This is a genomic window from Streptomyces akebiae, from assembly GCF_019599145.1.
Classification (GTDB): Bacteria; Actinomycetota; Actinomycetes; order Streptomycetales; family Streptomycetaceae; genus Streptomyces; species Streptomyces akebiae.
This window is the reverse complement of the sequence record NZ_CP080647.1, coordinates 3334170-3351814: the sequence shown is the minus strand read 5'-3', so window position 1 is coordinate 3351814 and position 17645 is coordinate 3334170. Positions and strand designations below refer to the sequence as shown.

Below are 17645 nucleotides of genomic sequence, written 5' to 3'. Positions count from 1 at the left end.
GTGTGCCCGGCGGCCGACGAGCAAGGGCGGCGGGTCGGCGTTACGGTGTGGACAAACCGGAAGCAGGGACCCGAAAGGTGCGTGCTGCCCGTGCGATCCATCTGGAACGGCGCCATCTCCTTCGGCCTGGTCAGCATCCCGATCAAGCTGGTGAACGCGACCGAGAGCCACTCCGTCTCCTTCCGCCAGGTCCACCTGGAGGACGGCGGCCGCATCCGTTACCGCAAGGTCTGCGAGCTGGAGGACCGCGAGGTGACGCAGGGGGAGATCGGCAAGGCGTACGAGGACGCGGACGGCACGATGATCCCGATCACCGACGAGGACCTCGCGTCGCTGCCCATCCCCACGGCCAAGACGATCGAGATCGAGGGCTTCGTGCCGGCGGAGCAGGTCGACCCGCTCCAGGTGGACGCCGCGTACTACCTCGCGGCGAACGGAGTCCCCGCCGCCAAGCCGTACACCCTCCTCCGCGAGGCGCTCAAGCGCAGCGGAAAGGTCGCCATCTGCAAGTTCGCGCTCCGTGGGCGCGAACGTTTGGGGATGCTCCGGGTGGTGGACGACGTCCTGGCCATGCACGCTCTGCTCTGGCCCGACGAGATCCGTACGACCGAGGGGGTCGCCCCCGACGCGGGTGTCACCGTCCGCGACAAGGAACTCGACCTCGCGGACGCCCTCATGGACACGCTCGGAGAGGTCGACCTGGAATCCCTCCACGACGACTACCGCGAGGCGGTCGAGGAGTTGATCGCGGCGAAGGCCTCCGGCGAGGAGCCGCCGAGCGCTCCGGTCCCGGCCGCGGAGGGCAAGGTTCTCGACCTCATGGCCGCACTGGAGAAGAGCGTGCGTGAGGCCAAGGAGTCCCGGGGCGAGGAGGCAGGCGCCGACGTGACCCACCTCGCGTCCCGGCCCACCCCCAAACAGGCCTCCGGCAAGAAGTCCACCGCGTCCACCGGGAAGACGGCCGCCGCCCCCAAGAAGTCGACCTCCACATCCACACAGCAGACGAAGAAGGCGGCCACGAAGAAGCAGGCCCCCAGAAAGACGGCGACCCCGAAATCGGCGACCACGAACACGAAATCCACGGCCTCGACGAAGTCATCGACGGCGAAGACCCCCGCGAAGAAGACCCCCGCGAAGAAGACCGCGGCGAAGAAGACCGCCGCCCGCAAGCGCTCGGCCTGACCGCCCTCCCGCGCCGTTCGCAGGGCAGACGGGAATGTGACCACAGGTCTAGGCGGTGCGGCGCAGGGCCAGGACCGCGTTGTGGCCGCCGAAGCCGAAGGAGTTCGTGAGGGCGAGGTCGCCGTCGGCCGGGAGGGCGCGCGGGGCGGTGGTGACGAGGTCGAGGGTGATGGCGTGGTCCTGGTCGGCGCAGCCGATGGTCGGCGGGATGAGCCCGTGGTGGAGCGTGAGCGCGGTGGCGAGGGCCTCCACCGCCCCGGCGGCCCCCTGAAGGTGCCCGAGGTGCCCCTTGAGTGCCGTCACCGGCACCCGGCGCCCCGACAGCACCGCCGCCAGCGCGTTCGCCTCCGCGAGGTCACCGTCGATCGTGGCGGTGGCGTGCGCGTTGACGTGGACCACGTCCGAGGGCACCGCCGCCGCGTCCTCCAGCGCCCGCCGCAGCGCGAGCGCCACCCCCGAGCCCGACGGATCGGGCGCCGCCATGTGATGCGCGTCGGCGGACAGCCCCCACCCCGCGGCCTCGCAGTAGATCCGGGCCCCACGCGCCCGGGCATGGTCCTCCGCCTCCAGCAGCAGGAACCCGGCCCCCTCGCCGTTCACGAACCCGTCCCGGTCCTTCGCGAACGGCCGGGACGGGCTCGCCCCACCACCGTTCAGCCCGTGCCGCGACAGCGCCCGCATCGCCGCGAAGGACGCCATGATCGCCGGTGTCACCACCGCCTCGGCCCCGCCCGCGAGCGCCACGTCCACCCGCCCGTACCGGATCCGGTCGACCGCCTGTCCGATCGCCTCGGTACCGGAGGCGCACGCACTGGTGACGGTCCGCGCCTCCCCGGTGATACCGAGGTCCAGCGAGATCTGCGACGCCGCCTGCGAGGGCACACACATCGGGGTCGTGAGCGGGGAGACACCGCGCGCCCCCCGCTCCCGCAACTGCCGGTCGCCGGCCACGAGCACCGACGCGTCACCGAGGATCGCCCCGGCGGACACCCCGACCCGCCCCGCGTCGAGCCCGCTCCGCGCCGTACCGCCGGGATGGAAGCCGCCGTCCCGCCACGCCTCCCGCGCCGCCAGTACGGCGAACCGCGCGGCCCGGTTCATGCGCCGGGCCCGGGGCCGGGGGATCAGCTCGGCGGGGTCCACCGGCACCGTCCCCGCGACCCGCACGGGTAACTCGGCGAACTCCTCCCCGTCCAGTTCCCTTATCCCGCAACGCCCTTCCAGCAGGCCCTGCCACAGCTCACCCACGCCCACCCCGAGCGGAGTGACGGCCCCCAGCCCCGTGACGACCACCCGACGCCCCACCGCGTACGACATACGCCCTCCCCGACCTGCCCAGCCCCGCCCGATCCTCCTGTTCCAGAGATGGTTCCCGTTTCAACTGCTTCCTGCACCCCACAAGGGTGTCCTCACGGTCGGACCCCGGTACGTCGGCCCCGCTCGGCCCCCTGTCCGGCGTCCGAGCGCGCCGAACTCCGCTCAGATCACCGTGTCCTCAGATCACCGTGCCCCGAGTGCGCCGTCCGCTCGCAGTGCCGTCCGCTCGCAGCGCTGTCCCCTCAGAGCACCTTCGCCCGCACCAGTGCCGAGAGGACGAGCGTGCCGGGGAGGAGGGGGAGCCAGACGGTGAGCACGCGGTAGCCGATGACCGTGGTGGTGGCGAGGGTCGCCGGCGCGCCGAAGGCGACCAGCGTGAAGACGAGCGCCGCGTCCATCGGGCCGAGGCCACCCGGCGCGGGCACGGCACCGGCGGCCGTACTGGCGACGAGGTACGCGAAGAGCATCTGCGGCCAGGACAGCGGCAGCCCGAGCGAGGAGCCGACCGAGGCGACCACGGCCCCCTGGCACAGCGGGAAGGCGGCGGCCCCGCCCCACAGGGCGAGCGCGCGGACGGGTCGGCTGTGCACGATCCGGGTGTCGGTGAGGGCGGAACGCAGCCCTCCGATCAGCGGACGCCGCAACGGTCGTACGGTCGTGATCAGCGTGACCACGGCGGCGAGGCTGACGCCGGTGATCGCACCGACCAGGGCGAGCGTCTCGCCCTTCGGGAGCAGTTCGGTCAGGCGGAGCGTGCCCGGAAAGGCGACGACGAAGGCGACGATCACCAGGGTCTTGGCCACGGGTTTGACCGCCGAGTACAGGGCGAGCGAGGACGTGGCCCGGGCGAGCGGGATGCCCCGGCGCCGCAGGAAGCGCAGGACGACGGCGTGGGCCCCGATGTTGCCCGGCAGGGCGTGACCCGCCGCCCCGGCCGCGAACTGCGTCGCCAGCAACTGGCCCGGTGGCAGCCGTTCCGGCACCGCACCCTGCCGTACGCACGCGGAGGCCACCGAGCACAGGGCGGTGAAGAACACCCCGGCCAGCAGCCACCGCGGATCGGCCGAGGCGAGCCGTACCGCCCCGCCGTGCACGGTGCGCCAGTCGACCGCCGCCCAGACGCCGAGCAGCACCAACGGCAACAGTGTGAGAGAGAGCCGCAACCGTCGGCCGTTGGCGGCCGTCCGGGCGGGCAGCAGTGCCCGGACCCTGCCGGGCAGAAGCGCGAGGAGCCGGGGCGGGTGGTGGGCGGCGTGCTGGGCGGGGGTGGGGTCGCAGGGAGTGATGGGGTCGCCCAGGGCGGGGGCGGGGGAGGGGCATGCCGGGGTGTGGCCGGCGGGCGCTGTCGGCCCCGGGTCAGGGGTGAGGACGCAGGGCGGGGCGGTGGGCGCCGTCGGGTTCGCCCGGGTTGCGGTAGCCGTGGGGTCGGCAGTCGTGGGGTCGGCAGCCGTGGGTGTGGCTGCCGTGGGCGTGGCGTGGCTCGGGGTCCGGGTGAGGTCCACGGGACGGGCCGGGCTGGGTATCAGGCTGAGCGGTTCGGGATCCGGGGACGGGGTGGGCCGCGAGGGGGGCGGCGCGTCGAGCGGGAGCGGGAACAAAGGGCACGTCGTCCTTCCGCGTCGCGTCGGTACGGCGGGGGACCGCACCGACGGAGGCAGGGCAAGTCAAGAACGAAGGGAACCCCAGGACCGTTCCCACCCCAAATGACTCCCCGGTATGCACCGCCCGAACTCCTGCCACCGCCAGAACGACGACACGGCCTCCGAGCAGCGGCTCCGCCGTCGACACCCCTCCGAACGCCCCCACCCCGCATGAGACACAAGTCACTCCCCGGCCCTCCGCCGCGGGGACCCCACACACCCCTGCGGCCGCCGCCCGCCCAGGCCCGGTCCTTGACCCGCCTTCGGCCCGGCCCTCCCATGAGCCTCACCGCCGAGCCCCGCCCGCCTCTCCCGACCCTCCGCCCGCCCTCACTCGCGTCGTTGTGATATGCGTCACGCAAGGTCTAGGGTTGTAGCGCCTGGCAGGCGGCCCGTGGGCGCGTCCGGTGGTGGTACGCGGCGGGCCGTGCGCAGGTGAGGGAAGTGATCCCGTTGTCCGTCTCCTGGGACGACATCGGCGGTCTCGTCGATGCCCATGAGCGCTTCCTCGCGGGCGCGCACGTCGACTCCGACGTCCGCGACCCGGTGCTGGACTCGTGGAAGCGCTGCCGTTCCGCCGGCCTCGAACCCCACCGGTTGCTTGTCCCCTTCGTGCCCGACCTCGCGATGGAGGACCCCTTCCTGCGCGCCGCCGGCCCGGTGCTCACACGGCTCACCGCCTCCCTCGCGGACGTCAGCATGACCGTCGTGCTCTGCGACGGACAGGCCCGCATGATCCAGCGGCACGGCGGTGACCGACAGCTCCTCAGCCGTCTCGACGAGGTGAACTTCGCCCCGGGCTTCTGCGCCTCCGAAGCCGCCGCCGGCACCAACGGCGTGGGCACGGCCCTCGCCGAGCGGCAACCCGTCCTCGTCCTCGGCCGGGAACACTTCGCCGACTGCCTCTCCCCGTTCGCCTGCGCGGGCGCCCCCGTGCGCAACCCGCTCAGCGGCCGCGTCGAGGCCGTCCTCGACCTCACCTGTCTGCGCGACGACAGCGACCCCGCCATGCTGCGGCTCGTCCGAGAGGCGGCCCACGACATCGAGGCCGCCCTCCTGGAACAGGCCACGCAACGCGAGCAGGCGCTCCTGGCCGCCTACCGCCGGGCCGCCCGTGCCGCCGCAGGGCCAGGGCCAGGGCCAGACCCAGGTCCGCGTTCGGGCCCAGGCGCGGGCGCGGCAGCCGCGGGCACGGACACCTGGCCCCGCCAACCCGAACGACCGCCCTGGGCGCGGGACGACGACGGCCGCTACGCCGAGCCCCTCGGCCGGGTCGACATGGCCGTCCTCCGGGAGAAGGCCGAGGAACTCATCGCCTCACCCCACCGCACCCTCGACGAGGTCACCCTCTCCGGCAACCGCGTCGCCACCCTCCTGCGCCGCCCGATCATGAGCGAGTCGGGCGAGACAGGCGTGGTGGTCGAGGCCCGCGTCCTGGGCGGCCCCCACCTCCGCCACACGCAACTGCTGACCCCGGCACACGAAGCCCCGCAGGCTCAGCCTCCACACCAGCCTCCCCCCACCCGCTCACTCGCCCCCCGCACCGCCACGGCCCCTGCACCCCCGACCGTCCTCCTCCGCCCACGGGCCCCCACCGCCCTCCACCCGCGCCCGACGCCGTCACCGCCCCCCACCGCCCCGTACGAACCCGATGCACCCCCGGAAACCCCTGACGCACTGCCGGAAACCCCCCGAACCCACGCACCCCACCGCGCCGACCCACCTCCGCCACCAGCCGGACCAGCGCCACAAACGCCCCCGCAGAAGACTCCACACCCGCCCCCGCAGGCAACCCGGCGAACGACACCCACCCCGCCCCCGGACGCCGCCCCGGACGCCGCCTCCGACGCCTGGCTGGTTCTCATCGGTGAACCCGGGGTCGGCCGACTCGCCGTGCTCGCGCGTCGGCGGCTGGAGCTGCTGCACGACGCCGGAGTCCGCATCGGCACCACGCTCGACGTCACCCGCACCGCAGAGGAACTCGCCGAGGTGGCCGTCCCCCGCTTCGCCGACTTCGCGGCCGTCGACCTGCCCGTCTCCGTCCTGCTCGGCGACGAGCCGGAGCCCCTCGACCCCGGCACACGGCTGCGCCGGGTCGCGTTGGGCGCCGTACACGAGGAGTCCCATCTGTACGAGGTGGGGGACCCGGTGCGCTACGTCCCCTCCACCCCGCAGGCACGCAGCTGGGAGACCGGTCGCTCGGTGCTGGAACCCGTACTGGCGGAGGCGGGCGGCTGGCTCGCCCAGGACCCGCCACGGCTGGAGCGCGCCCTCGCCGCCGGCATCCACTCCCTGATCACCGTGCCGCTGCGGGCACGCGGCGCGACCCTCGGCGTCGTCAGCTTCTACCGCTCCGAGCAGCCCGCCCCGTTCGAGGACGACGACCTGTCGCTGGCCCAGGAACTGGTGGGCCGCGCGGCGATCTGCATCGACAACGCCCGCCGCTACACACGCGAGCACAACACCGCCCTCGCTCTGCAACGCAGCCTGCTGCCGCGGGGACGCCCCGAGCAGAGCGCGGTCGAGGTCGCGTACCGCTACCTCCCCGCCCAGGCGGGCGTGGGCGGCGACTGGTTCGACGTCATCCCGCTCTCCGGCGCCCGGGTCGCGCTCGTCGTCGGTGACGTCGTCGGTCACGGCCTGCACGCCGCCGCGACCATGGGCCGACTGCGTACCGCCGTCCACAACTTCTGCTCCCTCGACCTGCCCCCGGACGAACTGCTCACCCACCTCGACGACCTCGTCGGCCGCCTCGACCGGGGCGAGGGCTGGGCGGTGGAGAACACCCACGAGGACTCCGGAATCGTCGGCGCGACCTGTCTGTACGCCGTCTACGACCCGGTGTCCCGACGCTGCGCCCTCACCCGTGCGGGGCACCCGCTGCCGGCGGTCGTCGCCCCGGACGGGACGGTGGAGTTCGTCGACCTGCCCTCGGGGCCGCCGCTGGGCCTCGGCGGCATGCCCTTCGAGACCGTGGAACTCGACCTGGCCGAGGGCAGCCAGCTGGTCCTCTACACCGACGGCCTGGTCGAGGACCGGCACCGCGACATCGACACCGGCCTCGACCGGCTCCGTACCGTCCTGGCCCGCCCCGACCGCGCCCCCGAGGACACCTGTGAGGCGGTCCTCGACGCCCTGCTCCCGGCCCGGCCCGGCGACGACGTGGCCCTCCTCGTCGCCCGTACGAACACCCTGGGCCCGGAGCAGGTCGCCCAGTGGGACCTGCCCAGCGACCCGGCGGTCGTCGCCCGAGCACGGGAGGCCGTCACCGGGCAGCTCGCCGCCTGGGGCCTGCACGACCTGGCCTTCACCACGGAACTGGTGGCCAGCGAACTCGTCACCAACGCCATCCGCCACGCCACCGGCCCGGTCCAACTCCGTCTCCTGCGCGACCGTGCCCTGATCTGCGAGGTCTACGACGGCAGCGGCACCTCACCCAGGCTGCGCCGCGCCCGCACCGAGGACGAGGGCGGCCGGGGCCTCTTCCTCGTGGCCCAGCTCACCGAACGCTGGGGCACGCGCTACACCCCCGACGGCAAGACCATCTGGACCGAACAGCCCCTGCCCGGACCGTGATTCAGCGCCGGACGCCGGGCCGCAGCCGCCGGGCCGCAGTCGCCGGGACACCGGGGCCGCTCGGCGAGGGCCCCTGAAAATCGCCGAAAGCCCGCAGCCCGCAGTCCATGGCCCGCAGCCCGCAGCCCGCACCGCGCAGTCCACGGCCCGCAACCCGCACCCTGTAGTCCGCTTCCGCGCCTGGAAGATCACCCTCCCGACAAGATCGCCGACACCGCACGGGCCCGGCGACTGCCGGCCGGCCGACGGCCGGGGCCGAAGACGCGGAGCCCAGGTGACGGGACGGGCAGGGGCGGCGGACCGAGTAAAATCCCCGCGAAAAAACCCAGCCCACCAAGCCACCCCAGTAGACCCAACCGCACGAACCGCACGAACCGCACGAACCGCACGAACCGCACGAACCGCACGAAGCACACGAAGCACACGAACGCATACGGCACACGAGGCACACGAGGCACCGAATGACGACGCCCCCCACACCCACCGCCCCGTTCCCCAGGTGACTCCCGACCGGCTGAACCCAGGCCCCGCCTCCGACCCCGCCCCGTGCCGAGTAACGGTCTGCCGAGACTGCTGCTGCGGCACCCCCAAACTGCCCGGCGTGGACCACGAGGCCCAGACCACCCGCCTCCAGTCCCTCGTCCCGACCCGCATCTCCACCTGCCTGGACGCCTGCGACCAAGCCAACGTGATCGTCGTCCAACCCTCGGCGGCAGGCCGCGCCGCAGGCGCCCGCCCCGTCTGGCTGGGCCTGGTCAACGACCCGGACGCCACAGAGGACATAGCCACCTGGGTCCGCTCCGGCGGCCCGGGCATCGCCCCCATGCCCCCCATCCTCGACCTCTACCTCTTCACCCCACCGGCCCGCCGCACTTCTCCCTGACGGCCGGCGCGCCCTCACCTTCACGAAGATCCCGCGCATGGCCGGGGCGCCGCGCCGGCGCCGTCCGCTGACCCGCCCGGGCAAGCGGAAAGCCGCCCCCGACCTGGTGCGGCGCAAGTCCGACGCAGACGGTCAGGTCGACGGCGTCATCCGTGGAAGGCCGGGCGGATCGAGGAGAAGAAGTGGACGGCGGGGGGCTGTCCCGGCGCGCACTGCCGACCAGGGCCTCGCGCAGGCACGCGTGCCCGAACCTTCGAGCCGAGCCGGCCGCCTCCGCTCGACTCCGCCCGTCTCCCGCCAAACGGTCGGCTCCTCCGTGATCTCTACGAATCGGTCTCGATCCCGGCCGTCGCTTGGGCCACGGCGGCGGCCGGGCAATCATGTGGCCATGCACCGGCCACTCAGCCTTCACACCCCCCGATGGGTCACGGCCGACGACTCGACCCTGAACGTCGCGCTCGTGTACCCGATGCAGGGGCCTGCCGGGATCTTCGGTCCCGCCTGTGAGGCATGCGCGCGGCTGGCCGCCGAGGAGATCAACAAGGCCGGCGGGGTACTCGGCAAGGAGCTGAGGCTGCTGGAGGTCGACGGCGGTGCCGAACCGGAGCAGGTCGCCGCCGAGGTGGGGGCCCTGGTCGCGACCGGCGCGGTGCACGGTGTCACCGGCTGGCACATCTCCTCGGTCAGGCAGGCCGTGGCGCCGCGCGTCGCGGACCGGGTGCCGTACGTCTACACCGCTCTCTACGAGGGCGGGGAGCGGACCGACGGCGTCTTCATGACCAGTGAGACGCCCGACTGGCAGCTTCTGCCCGCCATGCGGGTGCTGGCCGAGACGCGGCGGGTGCGGCGGTGGTTCGTCGTCGGCAACAACTACGTCTGGCCCCGGCGCACCGCCCGGGCCGCCCGCCGTTACGCCCACGTGTGCGGGGGCGGGCGGGTCTGCGGCGAGGAGTACCTCCCGTTGGGCACCGGAGACTTCCGTGACGTGTTGCGGCGTATCGAGCACACGGACGCGGACGGTGTGCTGATGCTCCTGGTCGGCAGTGACGCCGTCCGCTTCAACCGGGCCTTCGCCGCGTCCGGCCTCGACCAGCGGTGTCTCAGGCTGAGCACGCTGATGGACGAGAACATGCTGATGGCCAGCGGACCGGAGGCGACCGGCGACCTGTACAGCACGGCCGGGTTCTTCGCCTCACTGGCCAATCAGGACACCCTGGACTTCCACGGTCAGTACGCCGGCCGGTTCGGTGTCGAGGCCCCGGCCCCCGGCAGCCTCGGCGAGTCCTGCTACGAGGGTGTGCTACTGCTCGCGTCACTCATCGAACGGGCCCGCACCCTGGACGTGTCGGCTATCTCGGCCGCCGCAGAGACCGTCTCCTACGAGGGTCCGCGCGGCCTGCTCCACCTCCAGGACCGGCATGTCCGCCAGCGCATCTACCTCGCGGAGGCGGACGGACTCGACTTCAACGTGCTCGCCCAACTGCGCGCTCCCCACGACCTGTGGTGACTCTGGCCGGGCCGGCGGTGTCCCCGTCCTCCAGCGCCTCGGCCAGCCGGACGAGCGGACCGTTCAGCTCCTCGTCCGGGAGCAGCTGCTCCAAGTCCCCCCAGTCGGCCCGCACTTCACGGACGAGCACCTGCCAACGCCGCACGCCCCGCGGGGTGAGGTGGGCCAGGACGCGGCGTCGGTCGGCGGGGTCGACGCGGCGGTAGACCAGGTTCTGGTCGACGAGTTGGTCGACGAGTTTGGTGAGGCTCGGCGCCGGCAGGAAGGCGTGGTCGGCGAGGGACGTCATGTTGTGGCCCTGCCCGTCGGAGAGCAGGTCGAGCACCCGCCATGCCTCCACGGAGCAGTCGAACTCGTCGAGTACGGACTGGACTCGGCGCACGGCGAGACGTTCGGCCCGTGTCAGCAGGTAGAGCAGTTCCTGGGGCCGTGTCGCCATCGTGCTCCTCCACTCGTGCTCCTCGGCTGGCGCCCGAGCCTACCGCCGATCACCCGGCCCTTGACAAGTGGAACAAGGGAAACCGTCCCTTTCCGCAGGAAGCATTAATTGCCGTTTCCATGAGGCCGCCGACCCAACTTCCGTAGCAGCGGCCTCTTTTGTTTCATCCACTATTTTACTTCCGCTGGAAACTATCCTTCAATTGCTCCGAAACGCAGGGGAAACAGTTCCGGCGCAGGCTGTGGTCGCACTTCAGCGACCAGCCCGGACGTCACCCCGGAACGACTGGGGACCCGTGCGTCAACGCCGCCGCTCTGAAGCGCGTCACATTCATTCCCTCCCGATGCTCCTCCGTGGAGCTCTTCCGCTCTTTCACATCGCCCTACGGGGCATGGAGGTTTTGTATGTCCGGGCTCAGCATCAGCAGACGCGGTCTCCTGGCCGGTATTTCGGCGGCCGGTGCGTCCGCCGCCCTCAGCGCGTGCGGCGCCAAGACGGGCGACAGCACGTCCGCCGATTCCGGCGCCAAGGCGGACACGTCCGGCGACACGGTCAAGGTCGGTCTGCTGAACTCGCTGTCGGGCACCATGGCGATCAGTGAGGTGACCGTCCACAACGCGCTGCTGCTCGCGGTCAAGGAGATCAACGCCGCCGGCGGTGTGCTGGGCAAGAAGCTGAAGCCCATCAGCCAGGACGGCGCCTCCGACTGGCCGACCTTCGCCGAGAAGGCCGAGGCCCTGATCACCGACGACAAGGTGGTGGCCACCTTCGGCTGCTGGACCTCCGCCAGCCGCAAGGCCGTCAAGCCGGTCTTCGAGCGGTACAAGTCGCTGCTGTTCTACCCCGTGCAGTACGAGGGCCTGGAGCAGTCGCCGTACATCTTCTACATCGGCGCCACCACCAACCAGCAGATCGTCCCGGCCCTCGACTACCTCAAGAAGCAGGGCCTGACCAAGCTGTACCTCGTCGGCAGCGACTACGTCTTCCCGCGCACCGCCAACAAGATCATCAAGGCGTACGCGAAGGCCAACGGCATGGAGGTCGTCGGCGAGGACTACGCGCCGCTGGGCTCCACCGAGTTCGGCACCATCACCAACAAGGTCAAGGACTCCGGCGCGGACGCGGTGTTCAACACCCTCAACGGTGACAGCAACGTGGCCTTCTTCAAGGAGTACAAGTCCGCGGGCCTGACCGCGAAGAGCCTTCCCGTGCTCTCCGTCTCCATCGCGGAGGAGGAGGTCAAGAGCATCGGCACCCAGTACCTGGAAGACCAGCTGACCGCCTGGAACTACTACCAGACCACCCCGGGCGCCGCGAACACCGAGTTCGTGGCGGCGTACCAGGCCGCGTACGGCAAGGACAAGCCGACCTCCGACCCGATGGAGGCCGCCTACATCTCCGTCTACCTGTGGAAGGAGATGGTCGAGAAGGCCGGCTCCTTCGACGTGGCGAAGGTGAAGGCCGCCTCGGACGGCATCGAACTCGACGCCCCCGAGGGCAAGGTCACCGTCGACGGCGCCACCCAGCACGTCTACAAGACCGCCCGGATCGGCAGGGTCGGCGCGGACGGGCTGATCACCGAGGTGTGGAACTCCGGCAAGCCGGTCAAGCCGGACCCCTACCTCAAGGGCTACTCCTGGGCCTCCGGCCTCTCCTGAGCCGCACCCTCACCGGTGAGAACCCGGCCCCGTCACGGGGCCGGGTCACGCCCATGGCGCACACCCGCACCTCCGTCCCCGACCCGGAGCCGACCTCATGACGGTCATCCTCAACCAGTCCTTCACCGGCATCAGCATCGGTGCCGTCCTCCTGCTCATCGCGCTCGGCCTGACCCTGACCTTCGGTCAGATGGGCGTGATCAACATGGCGCACGGCGAGTTCATCATGGCCGGCGCCTACACGACGTACGTCCTGCAGAAGTCCATCAGCGGCGCGGGTCTCTCGCTGCTCGTCGCCCTGCCGGTCGCCTTCCTCGTCGCGGGCGCCATGGGCGCGCTGCTGGAGTGGCTGCTGATCCGGCGTCTGTACACGCGCCCGCTGGACACCCTGCTGGTCACCTGGGGCGTCTCCCTGATGCTCCAGCAACTCGCCCGGGACGTCTTCGGCGCCCCCAACGTGCAGACCGCGGCCCCCGACCTGCTCACCGGCAACATCTCCCTGGGCGGGGGCATCACCTTCGCCAACAGCCGGCTGTTCATCCTCGGTCTCGCCCTGCTGAGCGTCGTCGCCCTCACGCTGATCCTGAAGCTCACCCCGCTGGGCCGTCGTATCCGGGCGGTCGTGCAGAACCGGGACCTCGCCGAGGTGTCCGGCATCGCCACCGGCCAGGTCGACCGCATCACCTTCTTCATCGGCTCCGGACTCGCGGGCGTGGCCGGCGTCGCGCTCACCCTGGTCGGTCCGATCGGCCCGACGATGGGCACCAACTACATCGTCGACGCCTTCCTCGTCGTGGTCGTCGGCGGTATCGGGCAGTTGAAGGGCAGCGTGATCACGGCCTTCGCGCTGGGCGTGCTCCAGTCGGTGCTGGAGTACTCGACGACGGTGAGCGTCGCGAAGGTCATCGTGCTCGTGGCGATCGTCGCCTTCCTCCAGTGGCGACCCCAGGGCCTGTACACACTGCGCACCCGGAGCCTGGCATGACGACAACGACGCCCCCCGTCACGACACCCCCCGTCACGACGCCCCCCGTGCCCCTGCTGGAACGCCTCCGCGTGCCCGGCGGATTCGTCCTGGGCGCCGTCCTCCTCCTCGGCGTCGCCCCCCTCGCGCTCTCCGACTTCCGGCTCTCGCTCCTCGCGAAGTACCTGTGCTACGCGATCGTGGCCGTCGGCGTCAGCCTGGCCTGGGGCCGGGGCGGGCTCATGGTGCTCGGCCAGGGCGTCTTCTTCGGCCTCGGCGGCTACGCCATGGCCATGCACCTCAAGCTCACCGACGCCGCCGCCACCGGCGAGACGCTCCCCGACTTCATGTTGCTCTACGGCACCGGCGACGCCCTGCCCTGGTGGTGGAAGCCCTTCGCCAACCCGGCGTTCGCGCTCGCCATGACCGTACTGCTGCCGATGGCGGTCGCGGCGGTACTCGGCTTCTTCGTCTTCCAACGCCGGGTGAAGGGCGCCTACTTCGCGATCCTCAGCCAGGCGCTGGCCGCCGCCCTGTCGATCTGGCTGATCGGCCAGCAGGCCACCACCGGCGGCACCAACGGCCTCACCGACATCCAGGGCTTCTTCGGCTACTCGCTGGACGACCCCGTCAACCAGCGGATGGTGTACTTCATCATCGCGGTGGCCCTGCTCCTGCTGATGGCTCTGGCCCGCCAGCTGTTCGTCAGCCGCTACGGCGAACTCCTCATCGCCGTACGGGACTCCGAGGAGCGGGTCCGCTTCCTCGGCTACAACCCGGCCAACGCCAAGCTCGTCGCGTATGTCGTCGCGGCCGGCATGGCGGGACTCGCGGGCGCCCTGTTCGTCCCGGCCGTCGGCATCATCTCCCCGGCGCTGATCGGGATCGTGCCGTCCATCGGGTTCGTCATCGGCGCGGCGGTGGGCGGACGGGCCTCGCTGGTGGGCGCGGTGCTCGGCGCGATCGCCGTGGCCTGGGCACAGAGCACGCTCTCGGACGAGTTCCCCGCAGCGTGGACGTACCTCCAGGGCCTGCTGTTCGTCCTGGCGGTCGGCTTCCTGCCCGGCGGCCTCGCCTCCCTCGGCGTCGTCCTGCGCAGACGCCGCACCCGCACCCTCACCCGTACCGGTACTCCTGCGACTGGAGAGACAGCATGAGCGGCGAGGGACTGACCGTCCGCGACCTGCGGGTCACCTTCGACGGATTCACCGCCGTCGACGGCGTCGACCTGGACATCCACCCCGGCGACCTCCGCTTCCTCATCGGCCCCAACGGTGCCGGCAAGACCACCCTGGTCGACGCGGTCACCGGCCTGGTGAAGGCCACCGGATCGGTCCGCTTCGGCGACCAGGACCTGCTCGGCAAGCCCGTGCAGAAGATCGCACGGCTGGGCATAGGCCGTACCTTCCAGACCGCCACCGTCTTCGAGGAACTGACCGTCCTGCAGAACCTCGACATCGCCGCCGGCGCCGGTCGGGGCGTGTGGACGATGCTGAGGCGCCGCAAGGGCATCCCCGCGCCGGTCGCGAAGGCCCTGGAGACCACCGGACTCACCGAGCTGCGCGACCGCCCGGCCGGCGTCCTCGCCCACGGCCAGAAGCAGTGGCTGGAGATCGGCATGCTGCTCGTCCAGGAGGTGAGACTCCTCCTCCTCGACGAGCCCGTCGCCGGCATGAGCCACGACGAACGCGAGGCCACCGGCCGGCTCCTGCAACGGGTCAGCGAGGACCACACGGTCGTCGTCATCGAGCACGACATGGACTTCATGCGCTCCTTCGCCCGCAGCGTCAGCGTCCTGCACGCCGGAAGGGTCCTCAGCGAGGGCACGGTCGCCGAGGTCCAGGCCGACCCCCGCGTCCAGGAGGTCTACCTCGGACGCGCCCTGGAACCCTCGGCATCCGAGCTCCCACCCGCCACCGCCACCGCCACCGCCGTGGCCGTCGCCGAGGAGGCGTGAGACCCATGCTGGAACTGAGCAACGTCCAGGCCGGATACGACCGCACCACCGTCCTGCACGGCGTCACGGTCTCGGTCCCGAAGGACGGCGTCGCCACCGTCCTCGGCCACAACGGCGCCGGAAAGAGCACCCTGCTGCGCGCCGCCATGGGCCTGATCAAACCGCGAAGCGGCACCATCCTGCTCGACGGCGAGGACATCACCCGCCTCGCCCCCCACCAGCGCGTCGCCCGCGGCATGGCCTACGTCCCCCAGGGCCAGCAGTCCTTCCCCCACCTGACCACCGCGGAGAACCTCCAACTCGTCGCCGACGGCCGCGCGAACGGCAAGGAAGCGATCGCCGAGGCCCTGGACCTCTTCCCCGTGCTGCGTGAACTCTCCGGCCGCCGCGCCGGCCTGCTCTCCGGCGGCCAACGCCAGCAACTGGCCATCGCCCGCGCCCTCATCACCCACCCGAGACTCCTCCTCCTCGACGAACCCACCGAGGGCATCCAGCCGTCCGTCGTCGCCGAGATCGAGGAGACGATCCTCGCCCTGACCCGGCGCGGCGGACTCTCCGTCCTCCTCGTCGAACAGCACGTCGGCTTCGCCATGCGAGCAGCCCAGCACTACTACGTCCTGGAAGCGGGCCGCGTGACCTCCTCCGGCGAGGGCGGAACGGACGCCGAACAGACCGTACGGACCGCGCTCAGCGTGTGAGACCCCACTCGGCCGGTCTCACTCGCCGCCGCACCGGGCGCATCGGCCGCAGACCATCAGCGACCCCGAGGCGCCCGGCTGCGGCACGGTCAGCTCCTCGACGCTGTCCACCGCCTCCGTCAGGCGCTCGTGGGGGAGGACCGCCACCTGGGAGTTTCCGCGCCACGATGCGGTCGGGAAAATCGGTCGTACCGCAGGGATCGGGGCGCTCGCTGCCGATGCTGCTGTGCCCCGGTTGGCGTACGGCGGCGAGCTCGCACAGAGCCATGGCGCCGGCGTCCTCCCGTAAGGGAGGATGCCGGAGAGTGCCAACGATCGAGAGCACGGCGGGGTGGGGATGAAGCAGGGGGATTCTGAGTCCGTGGTCGGCATGGACAAGCCGACGGGCCAGGAGGCACGCGAAGCCTGGAGCTCAGAGGCGTACACGATCCTCGTAGGCGTAGCGCAGACCTACCACGCAGTGATCACTTACAAGGAGTTGGCGGAGGAGATCCAGAGCAGGACCGGCATCCGGACCAAGACCCTTCTGCACAACTGGATCGGTCCGATTCTGGGCCGGGTGGTGCGTGAAGCCCACCGTCGCGGCGATCCACCACTGACGGCTCTGGTGGTCCATACAGACGACGGCAAGGTAGGCAGCGGCTACAAGGACGTTCTGGCGGTCGCCGGAGAGCCGCCGGTAGATGACGAGATGGAACGCGAGCATCACGCTGCCGACGCCCGCCTGGCTTGCTACCGCCACTTTGGGGCGAGCATGCCGCCTGGCGGTGGTGTGCCGGCCCTCGCCCCCAGACTTCAAGGAGCGGTCGAGCGTCGGCGCGAGCGCACTGAAAGGCCCGCCCGGGTTTGTGAGCGCTGCTTCGTCCAACTGCCTTCGACAGGCGTCTGCGATTCGTGTGGTTAGGCAGCCGCGGCGTTGCACGCATGCGTACCCCCATCGGTGCAGCTACCGGGTGGTTCACTGCCTCGGCGCAGGGACTGAACGGGGGAGGTGCACGACAACCGCGGCCTCAAGAATCGACCCGCCAACGAGACCTGCATCGTTCCGGCTCCGCCCCGCCTGGTGCGCTGCTCCGGGCTTACATCGAGGAGTTCGGCACAGCCGAGGACGGCCGGCTGTTCGCCAACGAACGCGGGGGAGCGGTCGCCTCGACGACGTATTGGCGTCTCTGGGACGAGGCTCGGCACATGGCACTCACGCCGGAACAGGCGGCCTCGCCGCCGGCCGCTCGACCGTACGACCTGCGCCACGCCGCGCTCTCCTCCTGGCTCAACGCTGGCGTGGACCCCACCGAGGTCGCGGAGCGCGCGGGCAACAGAGCCGAAGTGCTCTTCAGCCGGTATGCGAAGTGTCTCGACGGGCGACAGGACATCGCCAATCGCCGGATCGCCCAACTCCTCGGAGAGCAGGGCGTCCAGGAGGACGGGCACGGCGACGGGTCTTGATCCCGCCACACTTACGACACGCGTACCTGCGGCATGATGGCCCCCGGACTTCGGTCTGGGGGCCTCGTCATTTCCTGGGGTCTACCTGCGGCTTTCTGCCCTGCGGCCTGGCCGCGAATAGGCTGCGGACTCCGACATACGCCCGCTCCGAGCGGCACACGACTGCACATACGCGAAGACCCCGTTCTCAGCGAAAGCGCTGATGGCGGGGTCTTTGGGCACCTCATACAAGGTGCCCCCGGCAGGATTCGAACCTGCGCACACGGCTCCGGAGGCCGTTGCTCTATCCCCTGAGCTACGGGGGCGTGTCAGGCGCCTTGTTCGGCGGCGACGGGTAGAACCCTACCAGCTCTGCGAGGTAGATCATGAACGGGTTTT

General features: G+C 71.3%; 14 protein-coding genes, 1 tRNA gene and 1 pseudogene. 11 read left to right on the top strand and 5 right to left on the bottom strand.

Translation table 11 applies throughout. The features are described from left to right. Positions 1-90: 90 nt before the first annotated feature. The gene (gene ku / locus K1J60_RS14240) at positions 91-1182 is read left to right on the top strand and encodes a non-homologous end joining protein Ku (RefSeq protein ID WP_450165938.1); all 1092 of its coding nucleotides are present in this window, start codon (positions 91-93) and stop codon (positions 1180-1182) included. Between the two features lie 48 nt (positions 1183-1230). Here ku and K1J60_RS14235 read toward each other — a convergent pair whose 3' ends face one another. Both K1J60_RS14235 and K1J60_RS14230 read right to left on the bottom strand, forming a co-directional pair. Then, entirely contained in the window at positions 1231-2499 is a 1269-nt protein-coding gene (locus tag K1J60_RS14235; protein ID WP_220646540.1) for a beta-ketoacyl-[acyl-carrier-protein] synthase family protein, read from the bottom strand. 242 nt (positions 2500-2741) lie between these two features. Then, a complete protein-coding gene (locus K1J60_RS14230; RefSeq protein ID WP_398683212.1) occupies positions 2742-4097 on the bottom strand; it encodes a YbhN family protein in 1356 nt (451 codons plus the stop codon). Positions 4098-4583: 486 nt separating this feature from the next. On the opposite strand from K1J60_RS14230, the gene K1J60_RS14225 reads away from it, so the two are divergent. The 3 genes from K1J60_RS14225 (at position 4584) to K1J60_RS14215 (ending at position 10105) form a co-directional block, all read left to right on the top strand. Next, entirely contained in the window at positions 4584-7715 is a 3132-nt protein-coding gene (locus K1J60_RS14225) for a SpoIIE family protein phosphatase (protein ID WP_220646539.1), read from the top strand. A 499-nt stretch (positions 7716-8214) separates the two neighbouring features. Continuing rightward, the gene (locus K1J60_RS14220; protein ID WP_220646538.1) at positions 8215-8598 is read left to right on the top strand and encodes a (2Fe-2S) ferredoxin domain-containing protein; all 384 of its coding nucleotides are present in this window, start codon (positions 8215-8217) and stop codon (positions 8596-8598) included. Positions 8599-8986: 388 nt separating this feature from the next. After that, positions 8987-10105, top strand: coding sequence for a substrate-binding domain-containing protein (locus K1J60_RS14215; protein ID WP_220646537.1), 1119 nt, complete (start codon positions 8987-8989; stop codon positions 10103-10105). On the opposite strand, the gene K1J60_RS14210 is transcribed toward K1J60_RS14215, so the two are convergent. Next, positions 10062-10544 carry a MarR family winged helix-turn-helix transcriptional regulator gene (locus K1J60_RS14210; protein ID WP_220646536.1) on the bottom strand — a complete coding sequence of 161 codons (483 nt, stop codon included), beginning with the start codon at positions 10542-10544 and terminating at the stop codon, positions 10062-10064. The genes K1J60_RS14215 and K1J60_RS14210 overlap by 44 nt on opposite strands. A gap of 404 nt (positions 10545-10948) precedes the next feature. On the opposite strand from K1J60_RS14210, the gene urtA reads away from it, so the two are divergent. The 5 genes from urtA (at position 10949) to urtE (ending at position 15821) form a co-directional block, all read left to right on the top strand. Next, positions 10949-12202 carry an urea ABC transporter substrate-binding protein gene (gene urtA, locus K1J60_RS14205; protein WP_220646535.1) on the top strand — a complete coding sequence of 418 codons (1254 nt, stop codon included), beginning with the start codon at positions 10949-10951 and terminating at the stop codon, positions 12200-12202. A 97-nt stretch (positions 12203-12299) separates the two neighbouring features. Beyond that, on the top strand, positions 12300-13187 hold the full coding sequence (gene urtB, locus K1J60_RS14200; RefSeq protein ID WP_220646534.1) for an urea ABC transporter permease subunit UrtB: 888 nt from the start codon (positions 12300-12302) through the stop codon (positions 13185-13187). Then, positions 13184-14323, top strand: coding sequence for an urea ABC transporter permease subunit UrtC (urtC, locus tag K1J60_RS14195; protein WP_220646533.1), 1140 nt, complete (start codon positions 13184-13186; stop codon positions 14321-14323). The genes urtB and urtC overlap by 4 nt, the downstream gene beginning before the upstream one ends. Further along, positions 14320-15123 carry an urea ABC transporter ATP-binding protein UrtD gene (gene urtD / locus K1J60_RS14190; RefSeq protein ID WP_259407723.1) on the top strand — a complete coding sequence of 268 codons (804 nt, stop codon included), beginning with the start codon at positions 14320-14322 and terminating at the stop codon, positions 15121-15123. The genes urtC and urtD overlap by 4 nt, the downstream gene beginning before the upstream one ends. 5 nt (positions 15124-15128) lie before the next feature. Further along, positions 15129-15821, top strand: a complete 693-nt coding sequence (urtE, locus tag K1J60_RS14185; RefSeq protein ID WP_220646532.1) for an urea ABC transporter ATP-binding subunit UrtE — start codon at positions 15129-15131, stop codon at positions 15819-15821. A gap of 18 nt (positions 15822-15839) precedes the next feature. On the opposite strand, the gene K1J60_RS45800 is transcribed toward urtE, so the two are convergent. Then, positions 15840-15968 (bottom strand): hypothetical protein, encoded by a 129-nt coding sequence (locus tag K1J60_RS45800; protein ID WP_259407722.1) that lies wholly within the window; start codon positions 15966-15968, stop codon positions 15840-15842. A 223-nt stretch (positions 15969-16191) separates the two neighbouring features. On the opposite strand from K1J60_RS45800, the gene K1J60_RS14180 reads away from it, so the two are divergent. Together K1J60_RS14180 and K1J60_RS14175 are read left to right on the top strand one after the other, a co-directional pair. Then, positions 16192-16725, top strand: a complete 534-nt coding sequence (locus K1J60_RS14180) for a hypothetical protein (RefSeq protein WP_220651456.1) — start codon at positions 16192-16194, stop codon at positions 16723-16725. Between the two features lie 78 nt (positions 16726-16803). Further along, a pseudogene (locus K1J60_RS14175) lies at positions 16804-17267 on the top strand (tyrosine-type recombinase/integrase); the annotation flags it as partial. A 233-nt stretch (positions 17268-17500) separates the two neighbouring features. On the opposite strand, the gene K1J60_RS14170 reads toward K1J60_RS14175, so the two are convergent. Next, a tRNA-Arg gene (locus K1J60_RS14170) sits at positions 17501-17572 on the bottom strand. Positions 17573-17645: the final 73 nt, after the last annotated feature.